Here is a 26,234-nt window from a genome sequence, read left to right on the forward strand (position 1 = left end):
GCCAATTTCCTGTGCTGAATACGCCGTCTCGCGTTACGATAGCGGCATGGAAAGCAAATGGTTAGAAGACTTCATTTCGTTGGCGGAAACGCATAGTTTCAGCCGTTCGGCAGAATTGCGTCACGTTACGCAGCCGGCGTTTTCGCGCCGCATCCAATCGCTGGAGGCGTGGCTGGGCGCCGATCTGATTGACCGCACTTCCTATCCGACGCGCCTGACCGCGGCCGGCGAAGTCTTTTACGAGCAGGCGCTGGAGATGCTCGGCCAGATCAACAACGCCCGCGCACTGATGCGCGGCAAGCGGCCGACAGCCCTGAGCACGGTCGATTTCGCGGTGCCGCACACCTTGTCCCTGACGTATGTGCCGCGCTGGATTCGCGTGCTGGAAGAGGGTTTCGGTCCGCTCAACACACGTTTGCTGGCGCTGAATGTGCATGACGCGGTGATGGCGATGGTCGATGGCGGTTGCGACCTGCTGCTTTGCTATCACCATCCGCGCCAGCCGGTGCAGCTCGATACCGGCCGCTACGACCTGATCACGCTGGGCAGCGAAGTGCTACGCGCCTACGCCCATTGCAACAAGGCCGGCGAGCCGGACTATCGTTTTCCCGGCAATGCTGCCTCGCCTTTGCCCTTTCTCTCTTACACCAGCAACGCTTATCTCGGACGCATGGTGGAACTGATCCTGGCCGACGCCAAAAAGCCGCTGCATCTGGAAAAACGCTACGAAACCGATATGGCGGAAGGCTTGAAGATGATGGCGCTGGAAGGCCACGGCGTGGCGTTTTTGCCGGAGTCCGCAGTGACGCGCGAGGTCAAGTTGAAGCAGTTGGCCAGCGTCGAGCAAGGCGTGCCGGAATGGGAGGCGACCATGGAAATCCGCCTGTATCGCGAGCGTCCCACGGTACAAAGACCGGGCAAGCCGGTGGTCGCGCGCTTGTGGGCCTATCTGCTGCAACAGCAGGACCTGGCGGCCAGGAACGCCAAACGCAAAACCCCGATTCCAGCCATTTCCAGCCAACGCTAACCGTTGCGCCAGCGCCTTGCGCGCTGGCAAAAGCCATGCTTCCAGCATGAAAATTGCCCTGTTGATAACCATGCAAAAAATGCATAGTTACATGCGCACAAAGCATTGGCAATGCCCTATGCCGTTGTCCTACGATTCGCCACTAGATCGATTTCGCCCCTGCTGCAATCTTTCATGCGGGGGCCGGTCTGCTACTTCCAGGAGCGCGCAAACGTATGACTATCAAGCACGAAGTCCCATCCTATCTGTCGCAACATGGCATTGGCCCATGGGGCGATTATCTCGAACAAATCGACCGCGTTACCCCTTACCTTGGCAACCTGGCACGCTGGGTTGAAACCATGAAGCGTCCGAAGCGGATGCTGATCGTCGACGTCCCTATCGAACGCGACGACGGCACCATCGCCCACTTCGAAGGCTACCGGGTCCAGCACAATACTTCACGTGGCCCGGGAAAGGGCGGCGTGCGTTTCCACCAGGATGTGACACTGTCGGAAGTGATGGCGCTGTCGGCCTGGATGACGGTCAAGAACGCGGCTGTCAACGTGCCGTACGGCGGCGCCAAGGGCGGTATCAGGGTTGATCCGAAGACCCTGTCGCAAGGCGAACTGCAGCGCATGACACGGCGCTACACCAGTGAAATCGGCATCATCATCGGCCCGAATAAAGACATCCCGGCGCCGGACGTCAACACCAACGAACAAATCATGGCTTGGATGATGGATACCTATTCCATGAATCAGGGCAGCACGGCGTCGGGCGTAGTGACCGGCAAGCCGATTTCCCTGGGCGGCAGCCTGGGACGGCGCGAAGCGACTGGCCGCGGCGTGTTCGTGGTGGGTTGCGAAGCGGCGGTCAAGCGCGGCCTGGATATCCATGGCGCCAAGATTGCGGTACAGGGTTTCGGTAACGTCGGCAGCATTGCGGCGCGCCTGTTTTCGGAAGCCGGCGCCAAAGTGGTGGCGGTGCAAGATCATAAGACCACCGTGATGCGCGACAGCGGCCTGGACGTGGCGGCGTTGCAAGCCCATGTGCAGGAAACCGGCAGCGTTGCCGGCTTCAGCGGCGGCGATGAAATCACCGACCGTGCGCAGTTTTGGGCGGTGGATTGCGATATTTTGGTGCCTGCGGCGCTGGAACAGCAAATCACTGTCGAGAATGCCGGTTCGATTCGCGCCAAGATCATTCTCGAAGGCGCGAACGGTCCGACCAGCCCTGCGGCCGATGACATCCTGCATGAAAAAGGCGTGCTGATCGTGCCTGACGTGATCGCCAATGCAGGTGGTGTGACCGTCAGTTATTTCGAATGGGTACAGGATTTCTCGAGCTTTTTCTGGAGCGAAGACGAAATCAATTTGCGTCTCACCCGCATCATGCGCGAAGCGTTCACGGCGGTCTGGCAACTGGCTGAAGAGAAGAAGGTGTCACTGCGCACCGCAGCGTTTATCGTTGCTTGTACGCGGGTATTGCAGGCGCGCGAAATGCGCGGTTTGTATCCTTGATTGATACTGCGCTAAGTTGAGTTATAGTCGAAATATTTTGCACGTGCGCAAACGGTAATCACCGTTTGCGCACGTGGCTTCCGGCCTCGGTACAATCCGGGGCGTTTGCTTATCTAAGAGCGATAAAAATAATCGCCGTCGGCAGCTAAGCAGCTGGCTTGAATATTGCATGTTTAAGCATATTCAAGACATAAAAATAGTTCGGCAACATTAGCGCATATCAACGGGAGAACAGATTGGACAACAGGGAATGCAACAAGAGCGGCCTGGCTGCTTGGCGTACATCGAGCTTGGGCGCGGCATTAATACTAGCGCTGGGCTTGAGTACAACGGCGGCGCATGCGGAAGATGTGCTGGCAAGAATCCGCGATAGCAAGACCATCACGATTGCGTATAGAGAAGCGTCGTTTCCCTTCTCTTTTCTGGATCAGGATAAAAAGCCGGTGGGCTACGCGATTGACCTGTGCTTGAAAATAGTAGATGCAGTAAAGCAACAATTGAAATTGCAGCAATTGAATATCGCTTATGTTCCGGTGACCTCTTCCAATCGCATCGATATGATTGCAGGTGGAAAAGCCGATCTGGAATGCGGTTCGACTACGAATAATGCGGAGCGGCGCAAGAAGGTGGCCTTTACCATTGCCCATTTCATGGCATCGTCGCGGATGATTGTCCGGGTCGACGACAAGATCAAGAACTGGCCGGACCTGCGCAATAAAAAAGTGGTGACGACCAAAGGCACGACCAGCGTCAAGTCGCTGGAAGACCGTGGCCAGGTCCGTTCGCTGAACATGACAGTGCTGGAAGGGCATGACCACAACGAGTCATTCAAGATGGTGGAGGACAAGCTGGCCGATGCGTTTGTGATGGATGATGTGCTGTTGTACGGCTTGAAAGCGACGGCCAAGGATCCTGCGGCCTATGCGATTGTCGGCGATCCGTTGACCACCGAGCCATACGCTATCATGTTGCCGAAGGATGATCCGGCATACAAAGCGCTGGTGGACCGCGAAATGGGCCGCATCATTCACGATGGCGAAATCTACAAGCTGTATACAAAATGGTTCCTGAGTGCGATACCGGCAAAAAATAATCTTACGTTGAACATGCCTATGAGCTATCTTTTTAGAGAGTCCTTGCGCTTTCCGTCGGATCAGGTGGGAAATTAAGTCAGTGAATCAAGTCGTTGCGCAGGCCATTGCGTACGGCGTGCCGGGCAATACAAAGAGCACAAGAACAAGAAAATTGATCGTTGTTGATATTTAATACAGGTGGGGAGGCCGGTATTTTTGGAGGAGAGCTAGAAATAAGCAATAAGCACAGGTATAAGTCTGCTGCGGCAGCAGTGAGTTTGTTAAACTATACAGATAATTTTTTAACGGGAGTTGCTATGATGTCATCGAAATTGGTTGTCGCTTTGGTAGGCTTGGGAGTGCTGGTTAGCTCCGTGCAAGCGCAAGAACTGACCGGAACACTCAAAAAAATCAAAGACACCGGCACCATTACCCTGGGTGTGCGTGATTCTTCCATCCCTTTCTCTTACCTTGATGACAAACAATCGTATCAAGGCTATTCGATCGACCTGTGTCTGAAAGCCGCAACCGCGATTCAAAAGCAGCTGGGCCTGACAGCACTGAACGTCAAGATGGTGCCAGTGACATCGGCTACCCGCGTTCCGCTGATCGCCAACGGCACGATCGACCTGTCCTGCGATTCCGCCACCAACAATGCCGATCGTCAAAAGGTTGTTTCTTTTGCGCCGACCATGTTCGTGACTGCAAACCGTATCCTGGCCAAGAAATCGTCCAACATCAAGACGCTGGACGACTTGAAGGGCAAGACTATTGTTTCGACGTCCGGTACTTCCAACCTGAAGCAGATCACGATCCTCAATGGCGAGCGCAACCTCGGCATGAACATCCTGGCTGCCAAGGACCACGCTGAAGCGTTCCTGATGGTGGAAACCGGCCGTGCAACGGCGTTCGTGATGGATGACATCCTGCTGGCTTCGCTGGCGGCAAGCTCGCGCGCGCCGAACGACTATGCCATCACTACCGAAGCGCTGTCGGTCGAGCCATACGGCATCATCGAGCGCAAGGACGATCCGGCTTTCAAGACAGCAGTCGATACAGCGCTGACCAACCTCTACAAATCGGGCGCGGTCAACGATATCTACGCAAAATGGTTCTTGAAGCCGATCCCGCCTAAGGGCGTCAACCTGAATGTGCCGATGAGCCCGCAATTGAAGGCCGCATTTGCCCATCCAAGCGACTCCAGCGATCCGTCTGTCTACGCTGTCGTGCCAGAAGCGCAAAAACAATCGTTGAAGAAAAAATAAGATTGACGATCTGAAGACATGAAGCGGGAGGCGTAAGCCTCCCCTTTTGTTTCTGGAATCGATTTGCTGCATTGCACAATTTTCTGTGCGCCGGATGGTAATAGAGCCGGCGCGCATTCAGGTGGTTTCAAGCAGTAGCAGCAGTGAGTTAGAGAGTGAGAGGGGACTTAATATGCATTACAACTGGAATTGGGGTATCTTCTGGCAAGAGTCTCCCGACGGTGTCAGCACTTACATGGACACCTTGCTGGCCGGTCTGAAGTGGACGCTTGCGTTGTCTATTTCAGCCTGGATCATGGCGCTGGTCATCGGTACGGTGATCGGTACGATTCGCACCATGCCGAACAAGTGGGCAGTACGCCTGGCCAACGGCTACGTCGAATTATTTCGCAACATCCCGTTAATCGTTCAGATGTTCCTCTGGTATTTCGTCATGCCGGAAATCGTACCTGCGAGCATTGGCAACTGGCTCAAGGCCCTGCCGAATGCATCGTTCATTACCGCCTTTTTGGCGCTGGGTTTCTTTACGTCGTCGCGGATTGCCGTACAGGTCTCCGCTGGCATTCATGCACTGCCCCGTGGCCAAAAGCTGGCGGGTACTGCACTTGGTCTGACGTTGCCACAAACATATCGCTACGTATTGCTGCCGATGTCGTTCCGGATCATCATTCCGTCCCTGACCAACGAATTTGCAGCGATCATCAAGAACAGCTCGGTCGCACTGACCATCGGCCTGGTGGAACTGACCGCCGCGACTTATTCAATGCGTGAATTTACGTTCCAGACTTTCGAATCCCTGACCGGCGCCACGGTAATTTACGTGATCATCTCGGGGATAGCCTTGTTGCTGGCGCGCTGGCTTGAAAAAGCCATTGCGATTCCAGGATTTATTGCCTCTGGCAGTGCGAACACAGGAGGCCATTAATCATGTTTTCGAATTTCGATTTTGACGTCATCCAGCGTTCCTGGTTCTACCTGTTCACCACCGGCATGAAGTTCACGCTGACGCTGACCTTGGTGGCGATGGTCGGCGGCATCCTGTTCGGCACCGTGCTGGCGATGATGCGCCTGTCGCACAACAAGGCGATTTCGTTAGCCGCCACCAGCTATGTCAACCTGATCCGCTCGGTGCCGCTGGTGCTGGTGATTTTCTGGTTCTACTTCCTGGTGCCGTATATCGGCGCCTGGATTATCGGCGCGAAAGAACCGGTGCAAGTCGGCGCTTTCTCATCGGCGCTGATTACCTTCATCCTGTTTGAAGCAGCTTATTATTGCGAAATCATGCGCTCCGGGATCCAGTCGATTCCGCGCGGCCAGGTTTCTGCCGGCTACGCGCTCGGCATGAACTACTGGCAAATGATGGGCAATGTAGTGCTGCCGCAAGCATTCCGCAACATGATCCCGATCTTGCTGACGCAAACCATCGTGCTGTTCCAGGACGTCTCGCTGGTCTACGTGCTGGGCTCGGTGCCGGACTTCGTTACCGTTGCCTCGAAGATCGCGCAGCGCGACGGCCGTCTGGTGGAAATGTACATGTTTGTCGCGGTGGTGTACTTCGTGATGAGCTTCGGTCTGTCGTCGCTGGTCAAGAAGCTGCAACAACGGGTTGCGATTATTCGATAAAGAACGGCAGCCTGTCTGTTGACAGGCTGCCCGTTGCAAAACAGAATTCAGGAATTAGGAGAAATACTCATGATTAAGTTAGATAACGTCAGCAAATGGTACGGTCAATTTCAAGTCCTGACCGATTGCACCACGCAAGTGGCCAAGGGCGACGTGGTGGTCGTGTGCGGACCATCGGGTTCCGGCAAATCGACGCTGATCAAGACCGTCAACGGCCTCGAACCGTTCCAGAAGGGCGTGATCACGGTCGACGGCGTGTCGGTCGGCGATCCGAAGACCAACCTGTCGAAACTGCGCGCGCGCATTGGCATGGTGTTCCAGAACTTCGAACTGTTCCCGCACATGTCGATCCGCGAAAACCTCACCATCGGCCAGGTCAAGGTGCTCGGACGCAGCCAGGATGAAGCCAACGAAAAAGGGTTGAAATACCTGGACCGCGTCGGCCTCATCGCGCAAAAAGACAAGTTCCCGGGTCAATTGTCGGGTGGCCAGCAGCAACGTGTGGCCATCGCTCGCGCGCTGTCGATGGACCCGATCGCGATGCTGTTCGATGAACCGACCTCGGCGCTCGATCCGGAAATGATCAACGAAGTGCTGGACGTCATGGTCGGCCTGGCGCAAGAAGGCATGACCATGATGGTGGTTACCCATGAAATGGGTTTCGCCAAGAAGGTCGCCAACCGCGTGGTGTTCATGGACAAGGGCCTGGTGGTGGAAGATTGCACCAAGGACGAGTTCTTCGGCGCCCCGCGCTCCGACCGTGCGCGTGATTTCCTGGCCAAGATCATTCACTGATCGCCGGGATTTTTGCAGGATCAGAAGCCGCTTTGGAGAATATCCAAGCGGCTTTTTTATTGTCTGTTTGATCTGCGGTATGACTCGGTTTGATGTGCCAATCCCGGCTCGAATTCGGGTTCTTCAACGCAGCTGCGGTAAAATGGCTGCCACTGAAGTCGCCGCCACGCCATGCTTTCCATCAAACCCTATCTGCGCAGCCTGAAACTCAATCCCGACATGGCGATTGACTACGATGCCTATCCCTTCAGCATTCCTGCCGTGCGGGAACTGGAGCAGATCGAGTTTCATCCCGAGGTGACGTTTCTGGTGGGGGAAAACGGCAGCGGGAAGTCGACCTTGCTTGAAGCGATTGCCGTGGCGTGGGGTTTTAATGCCGAAGGCGGCAACCAGAATGTAAATTTTTCGACTGCAGACGCCCATTCTGATCTGCATCGCTACCTGCGGACTGTGAAGAGTTACAAGCGGCCCAAGACCGGTTATTTTTTGCGCGCCGAGAGTTTCTTTAATGTTGCCAGCTACAAGGTCGAACTGGAGCGGCAGCCATTCGTCGGCTTTGATTCATCTTATGGTGAGAAGGGGCTGCACAAGCAATCGCACGGAGAATCCTTTCTGGCGCTGTTGCAAAATAAATTCCGCCCTGACGGTTTCTACATGCTTGACGAGCCCGAGTCGGCGCTTTCGCCCAATCGCCAGCTGACGGCGCTGGCGATCATCCATAAACTGGCGCAAGACCGCTGCCAGTTCATCATCGCCACCCATTCGCCGATTCTGCTGGCTTATCCGCACGCCAGGATCTATCTGCTGGACCAGAGCGGGCTGACCGAAACCCGCTACGAAGACACCGAACACTATACGACCACCCGCCATTTCCTGAACAATCCGGCAGCCATGCTGGAGCAACTTTTTGCAGAAGAGAATGAAGATGACTGATACCTTGACCATTACCCGGCCCGACGACTGGCACTTGCACCTGCGCGATGGCGTTGCCATGGCGAGCGTGCTGCCGCATAGTGCACGCCAGTTCGGCCGCGCCATCGTGATGCCGAACCTGAAGCCGCCGGTGACCACCACCGAGCAGGCCGCAGCCTACCGTGACCGTATCCTGGCTGCGTTGCCGCCCGAGCAGGCGTTTGAACCATTGATGACGCTGTATCTCACCAACAATACGCCGCCCGACGAAATCCGCCGCGCCAAAGACAGTGGCTTCGTGCATGCCGTGAAACTGTATCCGGCCGGCGCCACTACCAATTCGGATGCCGGCGTGACCGACCTGACCAAGTGCTACAAGACGCTGGAAACCATGCAGGAACTGGGCATGCCGTTCCTGGTGCATGGCGAAGTGACCGATCCGGCCATCGATATTTTCGATCGTGAAGCGGTCTTCATCGACCGTGTGATGCGGCCGCTGCGGCACGACATGCCGGAACTGAAAGTGGTGTTTGAACATATCACCACCAAGGACGCCGCCCAGTATGTCGAGAGCGCCGAAGGTCCGGTCGCCGCCACTGTCACCGCGCATCACCTGCTTTACAACCGCAACGAAATCTTCAAGGGCGGGATCCGTCCGCATTACTATTGCCTGCCGGTGCTGAAGCGCGAAGAACATCGCCAGGCGCTGGTGCGTGCGGTGACGTCCGGCAGCAAACGCTTCTTCCTCGGCACCGACTCGGCGCCGCATCCCAAGGGTTTGAAAGAACATGCTTGCGGTTGCGCCGGTTGCTACACGGCCTTGCATGCGATGGAACTGTACGCGCAAGCTTTCGATCAGGCCGGCGCGCTGGACCAGCTGGAAGCATTCGCCAGCTTTAACGGTCCGGCTTTCTACAATCTCCCACGCAATCAGGGCAGCGTGACATTGAAGCGCCAGCCATGGACCTTGCCGGCCGAGCTGCCGCTGGGCGAGACCACCGTGGTGCCGCTGAACGGTGGTGAGACCATCGATTGGCAGATGGTATAAAGTAATCAGGCCGCTGCAACAGCGGCCTGTCGCATCGACATGGTGCGATTTTTGCATGCTTGTACTGCAGGGAGGGATAAAACAGTCTCCCTTCCTGTCTAACCGTAGCTCACATAGTTGTCTTCGGACGCGGGTTTCAAGCATGCAAAGTCTACGTATCGTTGTTGTCAATCCAGTCGCCATCGAGGGTGAAGACGACCCTGCGTTTGCGGCCCAGGCCGCGCGTGGCAAGGACTTGCGCATCGGCTTGCTGGAAGCCGGCTACAACATCATCGCCTCGCTCCCGGCCGACCTGTATCTCCCCGAAAGAATTGCCCAATTGCAACCAGACATGATCATCGTGGACGCCGAATCCGACGCTCGCGATGTGCTGGAGCACGTCGTTGTGGCGACCCGAGATGCGCGCCGCCCCATCGTCTTGTTTACCGAGGATGCCAAGACCTCCAGCATGGATGCGGCCATGGCTGCGGGTGTGTCTGCCTACATCGTGGCGGGATTGCAGACGGCGCGGATCAAGCCGGTGCTGGACGTGGCTCTCGCGCGCTTCCGGCAAGAGCAGAAGTTGCTGGCGGAACTGTCCGATACCAAACTGAAGCTGGCCGAACGCAAAGTGCTGGAGCGCGCCAAAGGCTTGCTGATGGAGAAGCAGCAACTGAGTGAGCAGGAGGCTTATCAGAAGCTGCGCCGGCTGGCGATGGACAAGAATCTGAAGCTGTCCGAGGTGGCGCAGCGGATTATCGATGCCGCCGATTTGCTGGGTTAAGCCAGGCCAGGCCAAGCTGGCCAGATGGTCAGAGATTCAACGGAAACGCCCGAAAAACGTGAGCATATTTGGTGCGACGCACAAAGCGAGTGCGCTTTCCAAGTGAAAAGCGCGTGCGTTGCCGCGGAAAATCCTGGCACGTGGTTTGCATATAACCATCCAAGCGCCAACGATGGCGCCGCTGGAATCGGCTAACGGCGGTCCTTTCCACATAAGACAAAGGTGTCTTTCCACATGACTGGTTCATTGTGGGATGACGCCTTTTTTTGTTTGCCGAAACAAAGTGGAGCCATGCGATGGATGTAAAGAATGTGTTGCCGCAAGACGATCTTGATCCGAGCCTGGCTGTCGACGGCAAGCGCCGCCAACTATTACAAACCGCCGCTCTAGCGGCAGGAGCCAGCATGTTGGGATCAGCAAGCACTGGAGCGTGGGCCGCAGGCTCCGACAAGCCGGAAAAAACCGAGGTCAAGATCGGCTTCATTCCTCTTACCGATTGCGCCTCTGTTGTGATGGCGTCGCTGCTTGGCTTCGACAAGAAATACGGCATCAAGATCGTCCTCAGCAAGGAAGCTTCCTGGGCCGGCGTGCGCGATAAGCTGGCCAATGGCGAACTGGATGCGGCGCATGTGCTGTCAGGTTTGATCTACGGCGTGCAAATGGGCATCGGCGGCCAGAAAAAAGACATGGCGATCCTGATGGGACTGAACAATAACGGCCAGGCGATCACCTTGTCGAAAAAACTGGCCGACAAGGGCGCGGTGGACGGTCCCTCGCTGGCCAAGCTGATGGCCAGCGACAAGCGCGAATACACCTTCGCCCAGACTTTCCCGACCGGCACCCACGCCATGTGGCTGTACTACTGGCTGGCCGCCAACGGCGTCAATCCGCTCAAGGACGCCAAGGTGATCACCGTGCCGCCGCCGCAGATGGTGGCGAACATGCGGGTCGGCAACATGGATGGTTTCTGCGTTGGCGAACCGTGGGGCCACCGGGCGATTGTCGATGGCGTCGGCATCACCGCCATCACCACCCAGGAGATCTGGAAAGACCATCCGGAAAAAGTGCTCGGCACCACCGCCGAGTTCGCCGCCACGAATCCGAATACCTGCCGCGCGCTGATTGCCGCGGTGCTGGATGCGGGCAAATGGATCGACGCCTCGCTCGCCAACAAGAACAGGATGGCGGAAGCGATCGCCGATAAATCCTATGTCAACACCAGCAAGGACGTGATCGACCAGCGCATCATGGGGCGTTACCAGAATGGCTTGGGCAAGACTTGGGACGACCCGAACTACATGAAGTTCTACAACGAGGGCCTGGTCAATTTTCCCTACCTGTCGGACGGCATGTGGTTCATGACGCAGCATCGGCGCTGGGGTTTGCTGAAGACCGATCCCGACTACCTGGCGGTGGCCAAGTCGGTCAGCCAGATCGATATCTACAGGGACGCTGCGGCGATGACCAAGACGCCGGTGCCGAAAGATGTGCTGCGCACGTCGAAGCTGACGGATGGCGTGGTATGGGACGGCAAGAACCCGCAAGCCTATGCCGCGTCGTTCAAGATCCATGCATGACATGGTCCGGCAGTTGCCGGTCCAAGGCATATCCGGGAGTCAATATGAGTGCAACCATGGATACAGCGGCAAATGCAAATCGCCAGGCGGCGATCATGGATAACGCCGGGCATAAAGCGGAAGCGCCGGTCGACACAACCGCTGCGCCGCGGCCAATGCCGAACGCAGTCAAGCGGCGCAGCACCATGCCGCTTTGGCTGATGCAAATCGTCGCACCGCTGCTCGGGCTGGCGTTCCTGGTGCTGGTCTGGCAGGTCATCGCGATGAACAATACGCAGTTTCCGACGCCGCTGCTGACCTTGCAGGAAGCGCTCAAGCTATTCTCCGATCCGTTCTACCGCAACAGCCCCAACGACCAGGGCATAGGCTGGAATATCCTGGCGTCGTTGCAACGCGTCGGCGTCGGTTTCGGCCTGGCGGCGCTGGTCGGAATTCCGCTGGGTTTCATGATCGGCCGCTTCAAATTCCTGTCGAGCATGTTCGGTCCCATCATCAGTTTATTGAAGCCGGTATCGCCGCTGGCTTGGCTGCCGATTGGTTTGCTGGTGTTCAAGTCGGCCAATCCGGCTGCCATCTGGTCGATCTTCATCTGCTCGATCTGGCCGATGGTGATCAACACCGCGGTCGGCGTGCAGCGGGTGCCGCAGGACTATATGAATGTGGCGCGGGTGCTGAACCTGTCGGAGTGGAAAATCATCACCAAGATTCTTTTCCCGTCCGTGCTGCCGTACATGCTGACCGGCGTGCGGCTGTCGATCGGCACCGCCTGGCTGGTGATCGTGGCGGCGGAAATGCTGACTGGCGGCGTCGGTATCGGGTTCTGGGTCTGGGATGAATGGAACAACCTCAACGTACCGCACATCATCATCGCGATTGTCGTGATCGGCGTGGTCGGTTTGCTGCTGGAGCAATTGCTGGTGGCGCTGGCGAAGGCATTCACCTACGAACAGGTTGCGAGCTAGCGCAGCCACATCAGCGAGGGAAAACATGGAGCAGCGCGACGCCAGATTCATCGATATCCATCAGGTAGAAATGGTGTTCAACACCCGCAAAGGCCAGTTTCACGCGTTGCGCGATATCAACCTGACGGTGCGCAAGGGCGAGTTCGTGACGCTGATCGGCCATTCCGGTTGCGGCAAGTCGACCTTGTTGAACCTGATCGCCGGTTTGCTGATGCCAAGCGAGGGCGTATTGATTTGCGCCAGCCGTGAAATCGGCGGCCCGTCGCCGGAGCGGGCGGTGGTGTTCCAAAACCATTCGCTGCTGCCGTGGCTGACCTGCCATGAAAATATCTACCTCGGCGTCGAGCGCGTGTTTGGCGCCACCGAAAACAAGAACGCCTTGAAGGAGCGCACCAAGGCCGCCCTGGCCATGGTGGGTTTGACAGCGGCGGGGCAAAAGCGTCCGCATGAAATTTCCGGTGGCATGAAGCAGCGGGTCGGCATTGCGCGGGCGCTGGCGATGGAGCCGAAGGTGCTGCTGATGGATGAGCCGTTCGGCGCGCTGGATGCCTTGACGCGCGCCCATTTGCAGGACGAGCTGTTGAAGATTGTCGCCAAGACTGAATCGACGGTGGTGATGGTGACCCATGATGTCGACGAAGCAGTACTGCTGTCGGATCGGATCGTCATGATGACCAACGGCCCGGCAGCCACCATCGGCGAGATTGTACAAGTGAGGCTGGCGCGTCCGCGTGAACGGGTGGCGCTGGCGCAGGATCCGCTGTATGCCGAATACCGCACTTCGGTGCTGGAATTCCTGTACCGCAAACAGGCACATCCGGTGGCGGCTTAGGGGGGAGATGAATATGCAGCGACAAGGCAAAGTCATACTGGTGGGCGCGGGTCCGGGCGATCCGGATCTGCTGACGCTGAAAGCGGTCAAGGCGATTGCCGGGGCCGACGTGCTGCTGGTCGACGATCTGGTCAATCCCGAGATCCTGCAGCATGCGCAAGAGGGTGCGCGCATCATCCACGTCGGCAAGCGTGGCGGCTGTCAGTCGACTTCGCAAGAATTCATCCAGCGCCTGATGGTGCAGGAGGCGCAAGGAGGGCAATGCGTGGTGCGTCTGAAAGGTGGCGATCCCTACTTGTTCGGCCGCGGTGGCGAAGAGCGTGAATATCTGCGCGAGACCGGCGTCGCGGTCGAGATGGTGCCGGGCATTACCAGCGGCATGGCGGCGGCCGCCAGTATCGGTATTGCGGCGACCCATCGCGACTATAGCCAGGGCGTGATTTTCGTCACAGGTCACGGCAAGAGCAATGCGGCCCAAGCAAACTGGCAGGCGCTGGCGGCGTCCGGCATGACATTGGTGATCTACATGGGCGTGGCGCGCTGCCGGCAATTGCAGCGTAGTCTGCTGGATGCCGGCATGGCCGGAAGCATGCCGGTCGCGGTCATCCAGTCGGCAACGCTGGCCTCGCAGGCGCATTTGCTGACTTGCCTCGACCGCCTGCCGCACGATCTGCAGGAGAGCGGGCTTGGCAGTCCCAGCATTATCGTTATCGGTGACGTGGTGCGCTGTGCCGACGCTTTCGCACATATCGACATCGACCTGGACAAGCTGCAACAAGCCTTGGCTTGAGCCGGGCATTGGCGACGATGTAAAATGCGCGGCAAATGCCTACATTCGCCGCTTCCGATTTGTCCAACCCTTGCACATCGTTCCTGCACGCGATGGACTGGTCGCAGCCTTGGCTAGCGCCGTTTCGTGTTCTCGGCATGCAGTTGAGCGCGGCGGCAGATTGGCGCCTGGCGCTGAACAGGGTTGCACAAGAGCGCAACATCCATAATTACCTGGGCTTGCCGCTCAATTTTGTTGCGCAAGCCGAATTGCCGGCCGCGATGGCTTACGAGGCATTTATCGGCAGCAGCGGCAAAGTACCGACCCGCGATAATCTCCACGATTTCCTGAACGCCCTGATCTGGCTTTCCTTCCCGGCCATCAAGGCGCGCCTGAATGCATTGCAAGCCGCCGAACTGGCAAGGGCAGGCACGCTGTCGGGCAGCAAGCCGCGCGGCGCTGCACGCGATGCCGCCACCATCTTTGATGAAAATGCGGCCTTGCTGCTGGTGCGCGACAACGCTGCGGGACAAGCGTTGGTGACCGCTTTACGCAGTCATCAATGGACGGAAGCATTTATCGGACAGCGAGATGTGTTTGGGGAGGATGCCGAAGTCCGGCTGTTCGGCCACGCGTTGCTGGAAAAACTGGTGCGTCCGTACAAGGCGATTACCGCGCATACCCTGGTGATCAGCGCGCCGGCATTTTATTTCGCGCTGGACGAGGATGCCAGGCGCGACTGGATCGACCGCCAGATCGACGTCGACCTGGCGCAGCACGGATCCCTGGTGGGGCGTCTGACGCCGTTGCCAGTGCTGGGCATACCGGGATGGTGTGATGGACAAGACCGCGATTTTTATGCGGATAGCGCAGTGTTTCGGCCAAAGCGCTCTATATAGCGGCGGCCTGATAAAATTCGACCACCTACTTTTATAGATAATCCCCAGCATGCCATTCCTAGACAAAGCCATCGCCGATTTCGACAACGCCCTGCGCGTCATTACCGGGCAAGCCTCGGCATCGCGACCGAGCCCGGCTTTGCGGGCCCCTGACGGCGTGCTGGATGCGGCCGAGCAGCGTCATAGCGCAGGCCTGATGCGCATCAACCATGTAGGAGAAGTCTGTGCCCAGGCGCTGTACGACGCGCAGGGCCGATTCGCCCAGGGCGAGCCGATCAAGCAGCAATTTGCCGAGGCGGGCAGAGAAGAGGAAGACCATCTGGCCTGGACTGCAGAACGCTTGCGCGAGCTGGGCTCGCACGTCAGTTTGCTGAATCCTTTGTGGTACGCCGGTTCCTACGCGCTGGGCACGCTGGCGGCGCGGCTTGGAGACGTGCGCAGCCTGAGCTTTGTTTCTGAAACCGAGCGCCAGGTGGAAAAGCACCTGAACAGCCATCTTGAAACATTGCCGCTGCAAGACGCCAAGTCGCGCGCCATTGTCGAACAGATGCGTGATGACGAAATCGCCCATGGCGAGGCGGCGCGTAAGCTCGGTGGAGCTGAAATGCCGCTGCCGGCGCAAAAGGCGATGCAAGCGATGTCGAAAGTGATGACGACGCTCGCCTATTACATCTAATCTATCTAATCCGCCGCAGCCGGTTCGCTGGCGGTGGTGTCTGCCAGGTCGTCGACGATGTCGAACGAATGGGTTATTTCGGCTGTTTTTTCCAGCATGATCGAAGCCGAGCAGTATTTCTCATGCGACAACTTGATCGCACGCTCAACCAGATTAGGCTTCAGGTTACGGCCGCGGACGGTGAAATGGAAGTGAATCTTGGTGAATACCTTGGGGTCGGTTCCTGCCCGTTCTGATTTCAGCGTGACGTCGCAGCCGCGCACATCCTGCCGGCTTTTGCGCAAGATCAGCACTACATCATAGGCGGTGCAGCCGCCGGCGCCGGCCAGCACCACTTCCATCGGCCGCGGCGCCAGATCGCGGCCGCCGCCATCCGGAGCCCCGTCCATCGTCAGCAGGTGGCCGGAGCCGGTTTCAGCTAAAAAAGTCATGCCGGACGAGCCGGTCCAGCGTACTGTGCATTCCATAGGGTCTCGCGGGCTGTTTGTGTGTTGCGATATTCTAACTGCTCTTGGCGGATGTGGTTCAGGCGCGATTTTGTTGTCGCAAAGGCAAATCAAATAACATTTTTGGGTAAGCGCCCCTATTGTCTACCTTGCGATGCACAATTCCGTTTGCTAAAATGGTTCATCGATTCTCGGAATTGATTCCGGGCAATCAACGCCTTGTCTCCTCCACCCCTCCACAGGAGTGGATTTAAACCCGACGCCCAAGTGCAGATCGGGTTTTCTTTTGCCCGGTCACAGTTCCCCGGTAAGCGCAATAACAACAATTCCTAGCGCAACTGCCGATAATTTTCAATCCGTTTGACGCCAAGTCCTTGAAAAGGCTATAATTTACGGCTTTTCCGTTTGCTCAGGAAAAGATAACAAGGAAGAGTCTGTCGCCGATGCAGGACGAAAATCCGGTCTAACAACCAGGTTTCCGGTAGCGATGGAACCACCATTTGAGCGAATTAAACTAGTTAGGAAGTCAACATGAAAACTTTTTCCGCTAAGGGCCATGAAGTCCAGCGTGATTGGTTCGTGATTGACGCGACGGACAAAGTCCTCGGACGTGTTGCCAGCGAAGTGGCACTCCGACTGCGCGGCAAACACAAACCGGAATTTACTCCACACGTTGATACCGGCGATTTCATCGTCGTCATCAATGCAGGCAAACTGCGCGTCACTGGCGCCAAGGCAACCGACAAGACATATTTCCGTCACTCCGGTTACCCAGGCGGCATCTACGAAACAAATTTCCAGAAAATGCAACAGCGTTTTCCCGGTCGTGCGCTGGAAAAAGCGGTCAAGGGCATGCTGCCTAAGGGTCCGCTTGGCTACGCCATGATCAAGAAGCTCAAAGTGTACGCAGATGGCACCCATCCGCACGCTGCGCAGCAACCTAAAGCACTCGAACTCTAAGGAATAGACATGATCGGTAACTACAATTACGGAACCGGCCGTCGCAAGAGTGCAGTGGCTCGCGTTTTCATCAAGTCCGGCTCCGGCCAGATTATCGTCAACGGCAAGCCAGCGAATGAATATTTTTCGCGCGAAACCGGTTTGATGGTGATTCGTCAACCACTGGAACTGACTAACCATGTCGAAACTTTCGACATCAAAGTCAACGTCAGCGGTGGCGGCGAGTCCGGCCAGGCTGGTGCAGTTCGCCACGGTATCACTCGTGCACTGATCGACTACGATGCAACTTTGAAACCGGAGCTGTCCAAAGCCGGCTTCGTTACACGTGATGCACGTGAAGTCGAACGTAAAAAAGTTGGTCTGCGCAAGGCACGCCGCGCAAAACAATTCTCCAAGCGCTAATCTACGCTTTCAGAATAGTGAAAAGCCGCCAGGTTCGCGCCTGGCGGCTTTTTGTCTTTTGACGTGCTTCAATTTCGCGAAGGTAATATTGTGCAGTGGCATTTTCTCGTGCATTGCAATCTTCATAACGGCAAAATCTTGCCGTAGCGAATGTTAACAAGCTCAAAGAATTGGCTGATAAAATAGTCGGCCCTATGCTGTCTTGTCTGAAAAAACGGCAACCATAGATCGTACGATTTTCATATCAGGTTCAATACGAATTTCAGGAACGAATTCAAGAACGAATTCATGAATATCATAAGCGGCTCAGTACGCTTGCAAGCAAGGAAACAAGATGATCAAAGTCGGGATTGTGGGTGGTACGGGTTATACCGGAGTCGAGTTGCTGCGTTTGTTGGCAACCCATCCGCAGGTGCAATTGCAGGCGGTGACGTCGCGCAAGGAAGACGGTATGTCGATTGCGGACATGTACCCATGTTTGCGCGGTCGCGTTTCCCTGGCCTTTTCGGCCCCTGAAAAAGCCAACCTGACTGAATGCGACGTGGTGTTCTTCGCCACCCCGCACGGCGTCGCCATGGCGCAGACGCCTGAGTTGCTGGCCGCCGGCGTCAAGGTGATCGACCTGGCTGCCGACTTCCGCTTGCAGGATACTGCGGTGTTCGAGAAGTGGTACAAGATGCCGCACAGCTGCCCTGAGCTGCTGAAGGAATCTGTCTATGGCTTGCCTGAACTGAATCGCGCCGCGATCAAGGACGCGCGCATTATCGGCAACCCCGGCTGTTATCCGACCACCATGCAACTGGGTTTGGCGCCGCTGCTGAAGGCTGATGTGGTGGATGCTTCGCATATCATCGCCGATTGCAAATCGGGCGTTTCCGGCGCCGGCCGCAAGGCCGAAGTCGCCATGCTGTTCTCGGAAGCCAGCGACAATTTCAAAGCTTACGGCGTTTCCGGCCATCGCCATTCGCCGGAAACCATCGAACAACTCAGCAAGCTGACTGAGCAGAAAGTCGGCTTGCTGTTCACGCCGCACCTGGTGCCGATGATACGCGGCATGCATTCGACCATCTACGCGCGCCTGACCAAGGATATTGATAACGCCGCTTTGCAGGCGCTGTTTGAAGATGCCTACAAGAACGAGCCGTTTGTCGACGTGATGCCATTCGGCGCACATCCGGAAACCCGCTCCACCCGTGGCTCCAACATGCTGCGCATCGCACTGCATCGGCCGAATGACGGCGATACCGTGGTCGTGCTGGTGGTGCAGGACAACCTGGTCAAAGGCTCGGCCGGCCAGGCGGTGCAATGCATGAACCTGATGTTTGGATTCGAAGAAACGACTGGTCTGATGCACGTGCCAGTGATGCCATGAGCCGACCGAGGGCAAGCAACGCAGCCGCTGAGTCGCGATGAAATACAAGTTGTGGGTCCGGCGCATGTCGATTTCGGCGCCGAAAATGACTGTCAAAAGCCATTTTCCCTGGCCGTTGAAGGCGCTTTTCTTGATCGTGGTGCTGGGTTTTGGCGGCGCCATAGCAATGTGGGTGTACGACATGGGCCGCGATTTCACCGGCCACAGTCCGGCTATCAGCAAGCAGCAGCTGGTCGATTTGAATGACAAAGTAGCCAGTTTGACGGCGGAGCGCGATCGTTTCTCGACCACTGTCAATGCCGCGGAAAGCCGCTTGAATATCGAGAAGGCGTCGCAAGAACAGTTGGGCCAGCAGATCAAGGTACTGGAAACCGAAAACGCCAAGCTGAAGGAGGACCTGGCGTTTTTTGAAGGCTTGCTGCCGAATGCGACGGGCAATCAAGGCATTACCATTCAACGTCTGACCGCTGAATTGCAGACGCCGACGCAGTTGCGTTACCGGATGTTGATCATGCAAGGCGGCAAAGGCCCTAATTTTGTCGGCGACGTGCAAATACTGGTGAACGCCACTATGGCCGGAAAAAGCACGGTGCTGACGTTCCCGAGCGCCGGCGCCACGGTGGCTGATAAAGCGGCTTATAAGTTGGATTTCAAGTATTACCAGCGGGTCGAGGCCGAATTGACTTTGCCGGAAGGCGCCGTGGTCAAGGCGATTCAAGCCAAAGTCTTGGAAAAAGGCCAGGTCCGTGCGCAGCAAACCTCTAATTTGTAAAAAGGAAACATCATGTTCAACCGCAAAGCAAAGAGCACCATCGATAGCCTGATCGGCTCCTCGACCAGCATCCAGGGCGATGTCCACTTCAAGGGCGGGTTGCGCATTGACGGCCACGTCAAGGGCAACGTGGTGGCCGAAGTCGGGCAGACCAGCGTGCTGGTGATTTCCGAGAGCGCCAAGGTCGAGGGTGAGGTACGGGTCGCGCATCTGGTGGTCAACGGCGAAATCGCCGGCAACGTTTTTTCTTCGGAACTGCTTGAATTGCAGCCGAAAGCCCGCATAACTGGCGATGTCAATTACAAAGCGCTGGAAATGCATAGCGGCGCTCTGGTAAGCGGCAAGCTGACTCATGATCAGAATGTAATCGAGCCGGTGTTGAAACTTGCCATGACGCAATCCACCCAAAGTGTTGCATAAGCAATCGCGTAAGCGGTTTCAGCCTTTGCCTGCATGAATGCGGGCAAGCGCCTATAATGCAGTATTGTATGTACCCCGCAGGAGTCAAAAATGAATGCTGTCGCTGAAATCCAAGATGTAGTCGCGTCCCCGATCGTGTTTACCGATAGCGCGGCCGCCAAGGTTGCGCAACTGATCGAAGAAGAAGGCAATCCCGACCTCAAGTTGCGCGTATTCGTGCAGGGTGGCGGTTGCTCCGGCTTCCAGTACGGTTTCACTTTCGATGAAATCGTCAATGAAGACGACACCACCATGAGCAAGAACGGCGTGCAGTTGCTGATCGATTCGATGAGCTACCAGTACCTGGTCGGTGCCGAAATCGATTACAAGGACGACCTGGAAGGCGCGCAATTCGTGATCAAGAATCCGAATGCGACGACGACTTGCGGCTGCGGATCTTCGTTCTCGGCTTGATCGCGCTGGCCTGATCGGGCCTGACGATAGTTAGTGATTAAAAAAGACGCTGAGGAGAAATCCCGGAGCGTCTTTTTTTGCGTCTGTAGGTCCCGGCATCGCTAATCAGGCGGGATACAAGGCTCCCAGAATCCGTGGACCACGGGCTCCCGTCACCGCCGGCAGATTGCCCGCCAGGCGCTGGTCGAAGCGCATCGCCAGCCAAGCAAAAGCCACCGCCTCGACATGGTTCGGCGCAATCCCCAGCAGCTCGGTAGATTGTACAGAAGCCCCCGGCAGTCCGTGCTTTTGCAGCGCCTGCGCCAGTTGCGTCATCAGGTAAGGGTTGTAGGCGCCGCCGCCGCAGACATAGACGGTTTGCACATGTGGAGCGTGGTGCGCGATGGCGTCGGCAATGGTGGTCGCGGTTAGCATCGCCAGCGTTGCCTGCACGTCGGCCGCTGCCAGCTGGACGGAGCCGCTTAGTTGTTTCGCTAGCCAGCTTTCATGAAACAGGTCGCGGCCGGTGCTTTTTGGCGGCGCGGCGGCAAAATAATCCTCCTTGCGCATCTGCGCCAGCAAAGCTGGCGCATGCTGGCCGCTGGCCGCCCAGCGGCCACTATCATCGTAATCCTTGCCTTGATGGCGTTTGACCCACAAATCCATCAGAACATTCCCTGGTCCGGTGTCAAACCCTGTCACTTCGCGGCTTGCATCGGCGCTCGCCTGGCTATGCAAGACGCTGATGTTGGCGATGCCGCCGATGTTCACCACCACCCGGGTTTGCGCCGGATCGGCGAACACCGCCTGATGGAATGCCGGCACCAGTGGTGCGCCCTGGCCGCCGGCGGCGACGTCGCGGCTGCGGAAATCGGCGATGACGTCGATGCCGGTCAACTCTGCCAGCAACGATGGATTGTTTGCCTGGCGGGTAAAGCCGAGCTCGGGCCGATGACGAATGGTCTGGCCGTGGACGCCGATGGCGCGAATCTGCGCCGGCTGCAAACCAGCCTCCGCCAGCAGGCGTTCGACACAGGCGGCGTAGTGTGCGGTCAGGGTATTGGCGACCAGCGCTTCGCGTTCGATCTCATTCTGGCCGGAAGTCTGCAAAGCCATCAGTTCGGCGCGCAACCCGGCTGAAAACGGCATGTAGGCCGAGGCCAGGGTAGCCACTGGAGCTTGCCCCGGCCCAGCAGAAAAGGCTGCAATGACACCATCGACGCCATCCAGGCTGGTGCCGGACATCATGCCGATGAACAGGTCTGTATCGTTATGGGAAAATGAAGTGGGCATAATAAAACCGTTGTGAGATCGCTTGATTTTACTAGCGCTCCGACAACGGTTCTATGTTTATTGCAATATCAGCAGGCGTTTACTTTGACTTTACTTTGACGCCAGTTTAGTAGCAGGCGCCGACGGCGTTGTTTCGCTGCCGCTCAGCAGATTGAAGCGATGGGTGATGTCAGCGGCAACGGTCTTGAAGCGTTGCAGTTCCGCACCGGCCAGCGGTGTGGCGGTAGGCACCACCACCGATAGCGGATCGCGCGGCACATCGGCTACCCGGAATTCATAGTGCAGATGCGGGCCGGTGGCCCAGCCAGTCATGCCGACATAGCCGATCACATCACCCTGGCTGACCTTGCTGCCCTTGCGCGAGCTTGGCGCAAAGCGGCTCATGTGTGCATACACGGTTGAATATTTGCTATCGTGCTTGATGATGACGACATTGCCGTAGCCGCTTTCGACGCCGGCGAAGTCAATCGTGCCATCCGCGGTAGCGTGGATAGGCGTGCCCGTGGCGGCGGCGAAGTCGACGCCGGTGTGTTTTTTCCACTTGCCCAGGATCGGGTGGATCCGCATCGAGAAGCCGGAAGAAATGCGGGTAAAGGTCAGCGGCGATTTCAAAAATGCCTTCTTCAGAGATTTGCCGTCGAAGCCATAGTAGCCGCCCTGGCCGCTGCTGCCCGGTTCATCGAACCAGACCGCCTGGAATGGCTTGCCGCTGTTGACAAACTCACCAGCCAGGATGCGGCCGGCGCGCAGGAACTGGCCGTCTTGCCAGAATGTTTCGTAAGCGACGTTGAAGTGGTCGCCGCGCTTCAGGTCGGAGGCAAAATTGATATTGGTGCCGAACATGGCGACGATCTGCGACGCCACGCTGTCGGGAATATCTGCGGCGTCGGTAGCGGCAAACAGCGAGGAGCGGATCACGCCGGTATGCATTTCGACGCGGCGTTCAACTGTCGGCGTTTCTTCGGCGACGCTGAATTTGTCGCCATCGCGTCGGATCAACAGGTTCTTTGGCGTATTGTCGGCGCCGCCGGAAATGGTTGCACGCAACATTTGCAATACACCATCATTGCTGGTCTGCGCCTGCACCGCGGTGCCCGGCTTGAGCCGCAACATGGCCCGCGCGCTGCCGTCGGATTTGATGAAGCTGGCCGCAGCGTCGTCATCCACGCCAAGCCGGGTCAGCAAGGCCGCCAGCGTATCGCCGGCGCGCATCTTGTCTTCGGCAACATACAATTGCTGCTGGGCTTCAAGTTTCGCGATTTGTTCGTCGAGGCTAGGCAATTCCAGCTCGGCGGAAATGGCTCTTACGGCAACTTCGTCGGGATCCGTTGTTATCGGGGAAACACCGGCTGCGCCAAATGCGACCAAGGTCAACACGACGGCAGAAGCGGAGATAACGCGGGTTTTACGTGAAGAGCCGGTAAAAGACGCACTGACCCGCGCTGGTATCTGCTGGAACAATGGCGTGATACTGGACCGAAGGTCGATGAATTTATCTTTGATAGACATGCAATACGTTAAAATTTGCCGTTTGCTACCGATTCTTGTGTTGTTGTTGACTGAACGACTTGCGGCGGGATTAAAAGGATCAAGGATTATACCCCACGGTCGAATAGGACAAATCCGATTTTGTAACCCTATGTTTTCTCGCTGGCCGCAGGCGCAAGCGCTGTTTTTTTAGATGTTTTTATAGATTTTTTTCGCTGGATTTTCCTAACATGGCTCACGATTCTCAAAGTGCATCACCGAAAGCCGCCGCTGCCGCCGCGGCAGTTGAAAAAACTCCGCTGGTCCTCTCCGAGCGGACCCAGGAAGCCTTGGCGATCACCAAGCGCGGCGTTGACGAACTGCTGATCGAAAGCGATTTTGCGCGCAAGCTGCAACGCTCCGAACAAAGCGGCAAACCGCTGCGCATCAAGCTGGGCTTGGATCCGACCGCGCCGGATTTGCACCTGGGCCATACCGTGGTGCTGAACAAGATGCGACAGTTGCAGGACCTCGGCCACAACGTGATTTTCCTGATCGGCGATTTCACCTCGATGATCGGTGATCCGTCCGGCCGCAATGTGACGCGGCCGCCGCTGACACGCGAGCAGATCGAAGAAAACGCCAAGACCTATTTTGCCCAGGCCAGCCTGGTGCTGGATGCGGACCGCACCGAGATCCGCTACAACTCGGAATGGTCGGACAAGCTCGGCGCGCGCGGCATGATCCAGTTGTCGGCCAAGTACACCGTGGCGCGCATTCTGGAGCGCGAAGATTTCACCAAACGCTTCAAGGCCGGCACGCCGATCTCGGTGCACGAATTGTTGTACCCGTTGATGCAGGGCTACGATTCGGTGGCGCTGGAATCGGATCTGGAGCTGGGCGGCACCGACCAGAAATTCAACCTGCTGGTGGGCCGCGAGCTGCAAAAGGATTACGGCCAGGAGCCGCAATGCATCCTGACCATGCCGTTGCTGGAAGGCCTGGACGGCGTCGAGAAGATGTCCAAGTCGAAGGGCAACTACATCGGCATCACCGAGCCGGCCAACACCATGTTCGCCAAGGTCATGAGCATTTCCGATGTGATGATGTGGCGCTACTATGAACTGCTGTCGTTCAAGTCGCTGGCGGAAATCGCCGGCTACAAGACGCAGGTCGAAGGCGGCCAGAATCCGCGTGACATCAAGGTGGCGCTGGCGCAGGAAATCGTGGCGCGCTTCCATAACCGGCAAGCGGCGGAAGATGCCCTGAGCGATTTCAATAATCGCGCCAAGGGCGGCATCCCCGATGATATTCCTGAGCTGACTTTGAGCGGTGCGCCGCTTGGCATCGGCCAGTTGCTGAAGCAAGCCAATCTCTGCCCGTCGACTTCGGAAGCCTTGCGCATGGTGGAGCAGGGCGGCGTGCGGATAGACGGCGCAGTGGTGAGTGACAAAGGCTTGAAAGTCGATGCGGCGACGTTCGTGATTCAAGTCGGCAAGCGCAAATTTGCGCGGGTGACGTTGACAGCATGATCGGTTTGCCATGATCGGCTTGCTACAACGTGTGAGCCACGCCAGCGTCGTGGTTGACGGCGTCACGGTCGGCGCTATCGATGCAGGCCTGATGGTGTTGCTGTGCGCCGAGCGCGGCGACAGCGAAAAACAAGCCGATGCCTTGCTTGCCAAGCTGCTGGCGTATCGCGTGTTCAGCGACGACGCCGGCAAGATGAACCGCAGCCTGAGCGACATCGGCGGCGGCCTGCTGCTGGTGCCGCAATTCACGCTGGCGGCGGACACCCAGTCCGGCACGCGGCCTTCGTTCACGCCTGCCGCGGCGCCGGAAGATGGACGTCGTTTGTTCGATTATTTTGTGCTGCAGGCCGGTGGCCGCCACGCGCTGGTGCAGACCGGCCGGTTCGGCGCTGACATGAAAGTATCGCTGACCAATGACGGCCCGGTGACTTTCTGGCTGCAGGTAAAACCGCCGGCTGCCAAAGCGTAAACGGTTTTTACTGTAGTCTGGCAGATTGAATTTATCGACGGGAGCTTACTGTGAAACTCTGGAGCAATTCTTTTAAAGACGGTGCGTATATCCCTGGCGAATTCGCTTTCGCCGTGGCCCACCCGGAAACCCACATCACCTTGTCGTCCAACCGCAATCCGCACTTGGCCTGGGAGCAACTGCCGGTCGCTACGCAATCGTTGGTGCTGATTTGCCACGATCCCGACGTGCCATCGCGCGGCGACGACGTCAACCAGGAAGGCATGACGGTGCCGGCGGATTTGCCGCGTGTCGATTTTTTCCATTGGTTGCTGCTGGATCTGCCGCCAGGCACGACCTCGATTGCCGCCGGCGCATTCAGCGACGGCATCACACCGCATGGCAAGCCGGGGCCGGAAGTCCAGAACAGCCCGCTGCCTGGCGTCCGTCACGGCTTGAATGACTACACTGGCTGGTTCGCCGGCGATGCGGCGATGAGCGGCGACTATTTCGGTTATGACGGCCCTTGTCCGCCATGGAACGACGAGATCGTGCATCGCTATATTTTTACGCTATACGCGTTGTCTATTCCACGGCTGGCGGTGACCGGGAAGTTCACCGGCGCACAGGTGCAGGCCGCCATGCACGGTCATATCCTGGCGGAAGAAGCTATCGTCGGTCTTTATACCTTGAACCCGGCCCTATAAGAACGTGTTCACGATCTTCTTGCCATGGTGGATAATATAGGGATGAGAAAGCCCTACGCGAGCGACATCAGTCGCGATAAATTTGAAGAGATTCTGCCGCTGTTACAAAGCGTGAGGAAACGCACCAAGCCGACCACTGTGAGTTTGTACGAAGTGTTCTGCGCGGTGCTGTATCTGCTGCGTAGCGGCTGTCAGTGGAGGATGCTGCCGGGGGATTTTCCTAAATGGAGGACGGTGCATTCGTACTTTGCCAAATGGAG

At 57.2% G+C, this 26,234-nt stretch carries 29 protein-coding genes; 26 read left to right on the forward strand and 3 right to left on the reverse strand.

From position 1 onward, the window contains the following. Positions 1-46 precede the first annotated feature (46 nt). From ABI171_RS09195 to coq7, 16 genes are all read left to right on the forward strand, one after another. Positions 47-1,027 (forward strand): LysR family transcriptional regulator, encoded by a 981-nt coding sequence (locus ABI171_RS09195; protein ID WP_348092268.1) that lies wholly within the window; start codon positions 47-49, stop codon positions 1,025-1,027. Positions 1,028-1,242: 215 nt separating this feature from the next. Then, entirely contained in the window at positions 1,243-2,529 is a 1,287-nt protein-coding gene (locus ABI171_RS09200) for a Glu/Leu/Phe/Val dehydrogenase (protein ID WP_348092269.1), read from the forward strand. Positions 2,530-2,765: 236 nt separating this feature from the next. Continuing rightward, positions 2,766-3,698: an amino acid ABC transporter substrate-binding protein gene (locus ABI171_RS09205; protein WP_348092270.1), complete on the forward strand. Its 933-nt coding sequence runs from the start codon at positions 2,766-2,768 to the stop codon at positions 3,696-3,698. A 221-nt stretch (positions 3,699-3,919) separates the two neighbouring features. After that, positions 3,920-4,867, forward strand: coding sequence for an amino acid ABC transporter substrate-binding protein (locus tag ABI171_RS09210; RefSeq protein ID WP_348092271.1), 948 nt, complete (start codon positions 3,920-3,922; stop codon positions 4,865-4,867). A gap of 172 nt (positions 4,868-5,039) precedes the next feature. Continuing rightward, the gene (locus ABI171_RS09215) at positions 5,040-5,792 is read left to right on the forward strand and encodes an amino acid ABC transporter permease (protein WP_348092272.1); all 753 of its coding nucleotides are present in this window, start codon (positions 5,040-5,042) and stop codon (positions 5,790-5,792) included. A 2-nt stretch (positions 5,793-5,794) separates the two neighbouring features. Beyond that, positions 5,795-6,490: an amino acid ABC transporter permease gene (locus tag ABI171_RS09220; protein ID WP_348092273.1), complete on the forward strand. Its 696-nt coding sequence runs from the start codon at positions 5,795-5,797 to the stop codon at positions 6,488-6,490. A 69-nt stretch (positions 6,491-6,559) separates the two neighbouring features. Beyond that, positions 6,560-7,285, forward strand: a complete 726-nt coding sequence (locus tag ABI171_RS09225) for an amino acid ABC transporter ATP-binding protein (protein WP_348092274.1) — start codon at positions 6,560-6,562, stop codon at positions 7,283-7,285. A 171-nt stretch (positions 7,286-7,456) separates the two neighbouring features. After that, entirely contained in the window at positions 7,457-8,218 is a 762-nt protein-coding gene (locus tag ABI171_RS09230; protein WP_348092275.1) for an AAA family ATPase, read from the forward strand. Next, entirely contained in the window at positions 8,211-9,245 is a 1,035-nt protein-coding gene (pyrC, locus tag ABI171_RS09235; RefSeq protein WP_348092276.1) for a dihydroorotase, read from the forward strand. Before ABI171_RS09230 ends, pyrC begins: the two co-directional genes overlap by 8 nt. Positions 9,246-9,387: 142 nt before the next feature. Next, on the forward strand, positions 9,388-10,008 hold the full coding sequence (locus tag ABI171_RS09240; RefSeq protein WP_348092277.1) for an ANTAR domain-containing protein: 621 nt from the start codon (positions 9,388-9,390) through the stop codon (positions 10,006-10,008). A gap of 296 nt (positions 10,009-10,304) precedes the next feature. Further along, positions 10,305-11,585 carry a CmpA/NrtA family ABC transporter substrate-binding protein gene (locus tag ABI171_RS09245; RefSeq protein ID WP_348092278.1) on the forward strand — a complete coding sequence of 427 codons (1,281 nt, stop codon included), beginning with the start codon at positions 10,305-10,307 and terminating at the stop codon, positions 11,583-11,585. A gap of 44 nt (positions 11,586-11,629) precedes the next feature. Continuing rightward, a complete protein-coding gene (gene ntrB / locus ABI171_RS09250) occupies positions 11,630-12,547 on the forward strand; it encodes a nitrate ABC transporter permease (RefSeq protein ID WP_348092279.1) in 918 nt (305 codons plus the stop codon). A gap of 25 nt (positions 12,548-12,572) precedes the next feature. Beyond that, positions 12,573-13,379 carry an ABC transporter ATP-binding protein gene (locus ABI171_RS09255; RefSeq protein ID WP_348092280.1) on the forward strand — a complete coding sequence of 269 codons (807 nt, stop codon included), beginning with the start codon at positions 12,573-12,575 and terminating at the stop codon, positions 13,377-13,379. 13 nt (positions 13,380-13,392) lie between these two features. Beyond that, complete coding sequence (cobA, locus tag ABI171_RS09260) at positions 13,393-14,169, forward strand: uroporphyrinogen-III C-methyltransferase (protein ID WP_348092281.1); 777 nt, start codon at positions 13,393-13,395, stop codon at positions 14,167-14,169. A gap of 35 nt (positions 14,170-14,204) precedes the next feature. Continuing rightward, positions 14,205-15,047 carry a DUF3025 domain-containing protein gene (locus ABI171_RS09265; protein WP_348092282.1) on the forward strand — a complete coding sequence of 281 codons (843 nt, stop codon included), beginning with the start codon at positions 14,205-14,207 and terminating at the stop codon, positions 15,045-15,047. Positions 15,048-15,096: 49 nt separating this feature from the next. Continuing rightward, a complete protein-coding gene (gene coq7, locus ABI171_RS09270; protein ID WP_348092283.1) occupies positions 15,097-15,723 on the forward strand; it encodes a 2-polyprenyl-3-methyl-6-methoxy-1,4-benzoquinone monooxygenase in 627 nt (208 codons plus the stop codon). A gap of 5 nt (positions 15,724-15,728) precedes the next feature. On the opposite strand, the gene ABI171_RS09275 is transcribed toward coq7, so the two are convergent. Further along, on the reverse strand, positions 15,729-16,190 hold the full coding sequence (locus tag ABI171_RS09275) for an OsmC family protein (RefSeq protein WP_348092284.1): 462 nt from the start codon (positions 16,188-16,190) through the stop codon (positions 15,729-15,731). Positions 16,191-16,700: 510 nt separating this feature from the next. On the opposite strand from ABI171_RS09275, the gene rplM reads away from it, so the two are divergent. The 6 genes from rplM (at position 16,701) to erpA (ending at position 20,548) form a co-directional block, all read left to right on the forward strand. Further along, positions 16,701-17,129 (forward strand): 50S ribosomal protein L13, encoded by a 429-nt coding sequence (rplM, locus tag ABI171_RS09280; RefSeq protein ID WP_348092285.1) that lies wholly within the window; start codon positions 16,701-16,703, stop codon positions 17,127-17,129. A 9-nt stretch (positions 17,130-17,138) separates the two neighbouring features. Next, entirely contained in the window at positions 17,139-17,531 is a 393-nt protein-coding gene (rpsI, locus tag ABI171_RS09285; protein WP_092355603.1) for a 30S ribosomal protein S9, read from the forward strand. A gap of 334 nt (positions 17,532-17,865) precedes the next feature. Further along, on the forward strand, positions 17,866-18,903 hold the full coding sequence (gene argC, locus ABI171_RS09290) for an N-acetyl-gamma-glutamyl-phosphate reductase (RefSeq protein ID WP_348092286.1): 1,038 nt from the start codon (positions 17,866-17,868) through the stop codon (positions 18,901-18,903). 37 nt (positions 18,904-18,940) lie between these two features. Continuing rightward, the gene (locus ABI171_RS09295) at positions 18,941-19,675 is read left to right on the forward strand and encodes a DUF6776 family protein (RefSeq protein WP_348099288.1); all 735 of its coding nucleotides are present in this window, start codon (positions 18,941-18,943) and stop codon (positions 19,673-19,675) included. Between the two features lie 12 nt (positions 19,676-19,687). Further along, a complete protein-coding gene (locus ABI171_RS09300; RefSeq protein WP_348092288.1) occupies positions 19,688-20,095 on the forward strand; it encodes a polymer-forming cytoskeletal protein in 408 nt (135 codons plus the stop codon). Between the two features lie 90 nt (positions 20,096-20,185). Beyond that, the gene (erpA, locus tag ABI171_RS09305; protein ID WP_014007938.1) at positions 20,186-20,548 is read left to right on the forward strand and encodes an iron-sulfur cluster insertion protein ErpA; all 363 of its coding nucleotides are present in this window, start codon (positions 20,186-20,188) and stop codon (positions 20,546-20,548) included. Positions 20,549-20,653: 105 nt separating this feature from the next. On the opposite strand, the gene ABI171_RS09310 is transcribed toward erpA, so the two are convergent. Both ABI171_RS09310 and ABI171_RS09315 read right to left on the reverse strand, forming a co-directional pair. Continuing rightward, the gene (locus ABI171_RS09310) at positions 20,654-21,820 is read right to left on the reverse strand and encodes an anhydro-N-acetylmuramic acid kinase (RefSeq protein WP_348092289.1); all 1,167 of its coding nucleotides are present in this window, start codon (positions 21,818-21,820) and stop codon (positions 20,654-20,656) included. Between the two features lie 90 nt (positions 21,821-21,910). Continuing rightward, positions 21,911-23,329 carry a M23 family metallopeptidase gene (locus tag ABI171_RS09315; RefSeq protein WP_348092290.1) on the reverse strand — a complete coding sequence of 473 codons (1,419 nt, stop codon included), beginning with the start codon at positions 23,327-23,329 and terminating at the stop codon, positions 21,911-21,913. 209 nt (positions 23,330-23,538) lie between these two features. On the opposite strand from ABI171_RS09315, the gene tyrS reads away from it, so the two are divergent. The 4 genes from tyrS to ABI171_RS09335 form a co-directional block, all read left to right on the forward strand. Continuing rightward, the gene (gene tyrS, locus ABI171_RS09320) at positions 23,539-24,819 is read left to right on the forward strand and encodes a tyrosine--tRNA ligase (protein WP_348092291.1); all 1,281 of its coding nucleotides are present in this window, start codon (positions 23,539-23,541) and stop codon (positions 24,817-24,819) included. A gap of 10 nt (positions 24,820-24,829) precedes the next feature. Further along, positions 24,830-25,288 carry a D-aminoacyl-tRNA deacylase gene (gene dtd, locus ABI171_RS09325; RefSeq protein ID WP_348092292.1) on the forward strand — a complete coding sequence of 153 codons (459 nt, stop codon included), beginning with the start codon at positions 24,830-24,832 and terminating at the stop codon, positions 25,286-25,288. Positions 25,289-25,338: 50 nt separating this feature from the next. Beyond that, a complete protein-coding gene (locus tag ABI171_RS09330) occupies positions 25,339-25,974 on the forward strand; it encodes a YbhB/YbcL family Raf kinase inhibitor-like protein (RefSeq protein ID WP_348092293.1) in 636 nt (211 codons plus the stop codon). A 42-nt stretch (positions 25,975-26,016) separates the two neighbouring features. Next, positions 26,017-26,234 (forward strand): transposase (locus tag ABI171_RS09335; protein WP_348092294.1); only part of this gene is annotated, 218 nt, incomplete at its 3' end.

Source organism: Collimonas sp. (assembly GCF_039923675.1).
Taxonomy (GTDB): Bacteria; Pseudomonadota; Gammaproteobacteria; order Burkholderiales; family Burkholderiaceae_D; genus Collimonas.

Coding starts and splice junctions, on each gene's coding strand:
- ABI171_RS09195 (WP_348092268.1), top strand. CDS start 47: ATGGAAAGCAAATGGTTAGAAGACTTCATTTCGTTGGCGGAAACGCAT.
- ABI171_RS09200 (WP_348092269.1), top strand. CDS start 1,243: ATGACTATCAAGCACGAAGTCCCATCCTATCTGTCGCAACATGGCATT.
- ABI171_RS09210 (WP_348092271.1), top strand. CDS start 3,920: ATGATGTCATCGAAATTGGTTGTCGCTTTGGTAGGCTTGGGAGTGCTG.
- ABI171_RS09215 (WP_348092272.1), top strand. CDS start 5,040: ATGCATTACAACTGGAATTGGGGTATCTTCTGGCAAGAGTCTCCCGAC.
- ABI171_RS09220 (WP_348092273.1), top strand. CDS start 5,795: ATGTTTTCGAATTTCGATTTTGACGTCATCCAGCGTTCCTGGTTCTAC.
- ABI171_RS09225 (WP_348092274.1), top strand. CDS start 6,560: ATGATTAAGTTAGATAACGTCAGCAAATGGTACGGTCAATTTCAAGTC.
- ABI171_RS09230 (WP_348092275.1), top strand. CDS start 7,457: ATGCTTTCCATCAAACCCTATCTGCGCAGCCTGAAACTCAATCCCGAC.
- pyrC (WP_348092276.1), top strand. CDS start 8,211: ATGACTGATACCTTGACCATTACCCGGCCCGACGACTGGCACTTGCAC.
- ABI171_RS09240 (WP_348092277.1), top strand. CDS start 9,388: ATGCAAAGTCTACGTATCGTTGTTGTCAATCCAGTCGCCATCGAGGGT.
- ABI171_RS09245 (WP_348092278.1), top strand. CDS start 10,305: ATGGATGTAAAGAATGTGTTGCCGCAAGACGATCTTGATCCGAGCCTG.
- ntrB (WP_348092279.1), top strand. CDS start 11,630: ATGAGTGCAACCATGGATACAGCGGCAAATGCAAATCGCCAGGCGGCG.
- ABI171_RS09255 (WP_348092280.1), top strand. CDS start 12,573: ATGGAGCAGCGCGACGCCAGATTCATCGATATCCATCAGGTAGAAATG.
- cobA (WP_348092281.1), top strand. CDS start 13,393: ATGCAGCGACAAGGCAAAGTCATACTGGTGGGCGCGGGTCCGGGCGAT.
- ABI171_RS09265 (WP_348092282.1), top strand. CDS start 14,205: ATGCCTACATTCGCCGCTTCCGATTTGTCCAACCCTTGCACATCGTTC.
- coq7 (WP_348092283.1), top strand. CDS start 15,097: ATGCCATTCCTAGACAAAGCCATCGCCGATTTCGACAACGCCCTGCGC.
- ABI171_RS09275 (WP_348092284.1), bottom strand. CDS start 16,190: ATGGAATGCACAGTACGCTGGACCGGCTCGTCCGGCATGACTTTTTTA.
- rplM (WP_348092285.1), top strand. CDS start 16,701: ATGAAAACTTTTTCCGCTAAGGGCCATGAAGTCCAGCGTGATTGGTTC.
- rpsI (WP_092355603.1), top strand. CDS start 17,139: ATGATCGGTAACTACAATTACGGAACCGGCCGTCGCAAGAGTGCAGTG.
- argC (WP_348092286.1), top strand. CDS start 17,866: ATGATCAAAGTCGGGATTGTGGGTGGTACGGGTTATACCGGAGTCGAG.
- ABI171_RS09295 (WP_348099288.1), top strand. CDS start 18,941: ATGAAATACAAGTTGTGGGTCCGGCGCATGTCGATTTCGGCGCCGAAA.
- ABI171_RS09300 (WP_348092288.1), top strand. CDS start 19,688: ATGTTCAACCGCAAAGCAAAGAGCACCATCGATAGCCTGATCGGCTCC.
- erpA (WP_014007938.1), top strand. CDS start 20,186: ATGAATGCTGTCGCTGAAATCCAAGATGTAGTCGCGTCCCCGATCGTG.
- ABI171_RS09310 (WP_348092289.1), bottom strand. CDS start 21,820: ATGCCCACTTCATTTTCCCATAACGATACAGACCTGTTCATCGGCATG.
- ABI171_RS09315 (WP_348092290.1), bottom strand. CDS start 23,329: ATGTCTATCAAAGATAAATTCATCGACCTTCGGTCCAGTATCACGCCA.
- tyrS (WP_348092291.1), top strand. CDS start 23,539: ATGGCTCACGATTCTCAAAGTGCATCACCGAAAGCCGCCGCTGCCGCC.
- dtd (WP_348092292.1), top strand. CDS start 24,830: ATGATCGGCTTGCTACAACGTGTGAGCCACGCCAGCGTCGTGGTTGAC.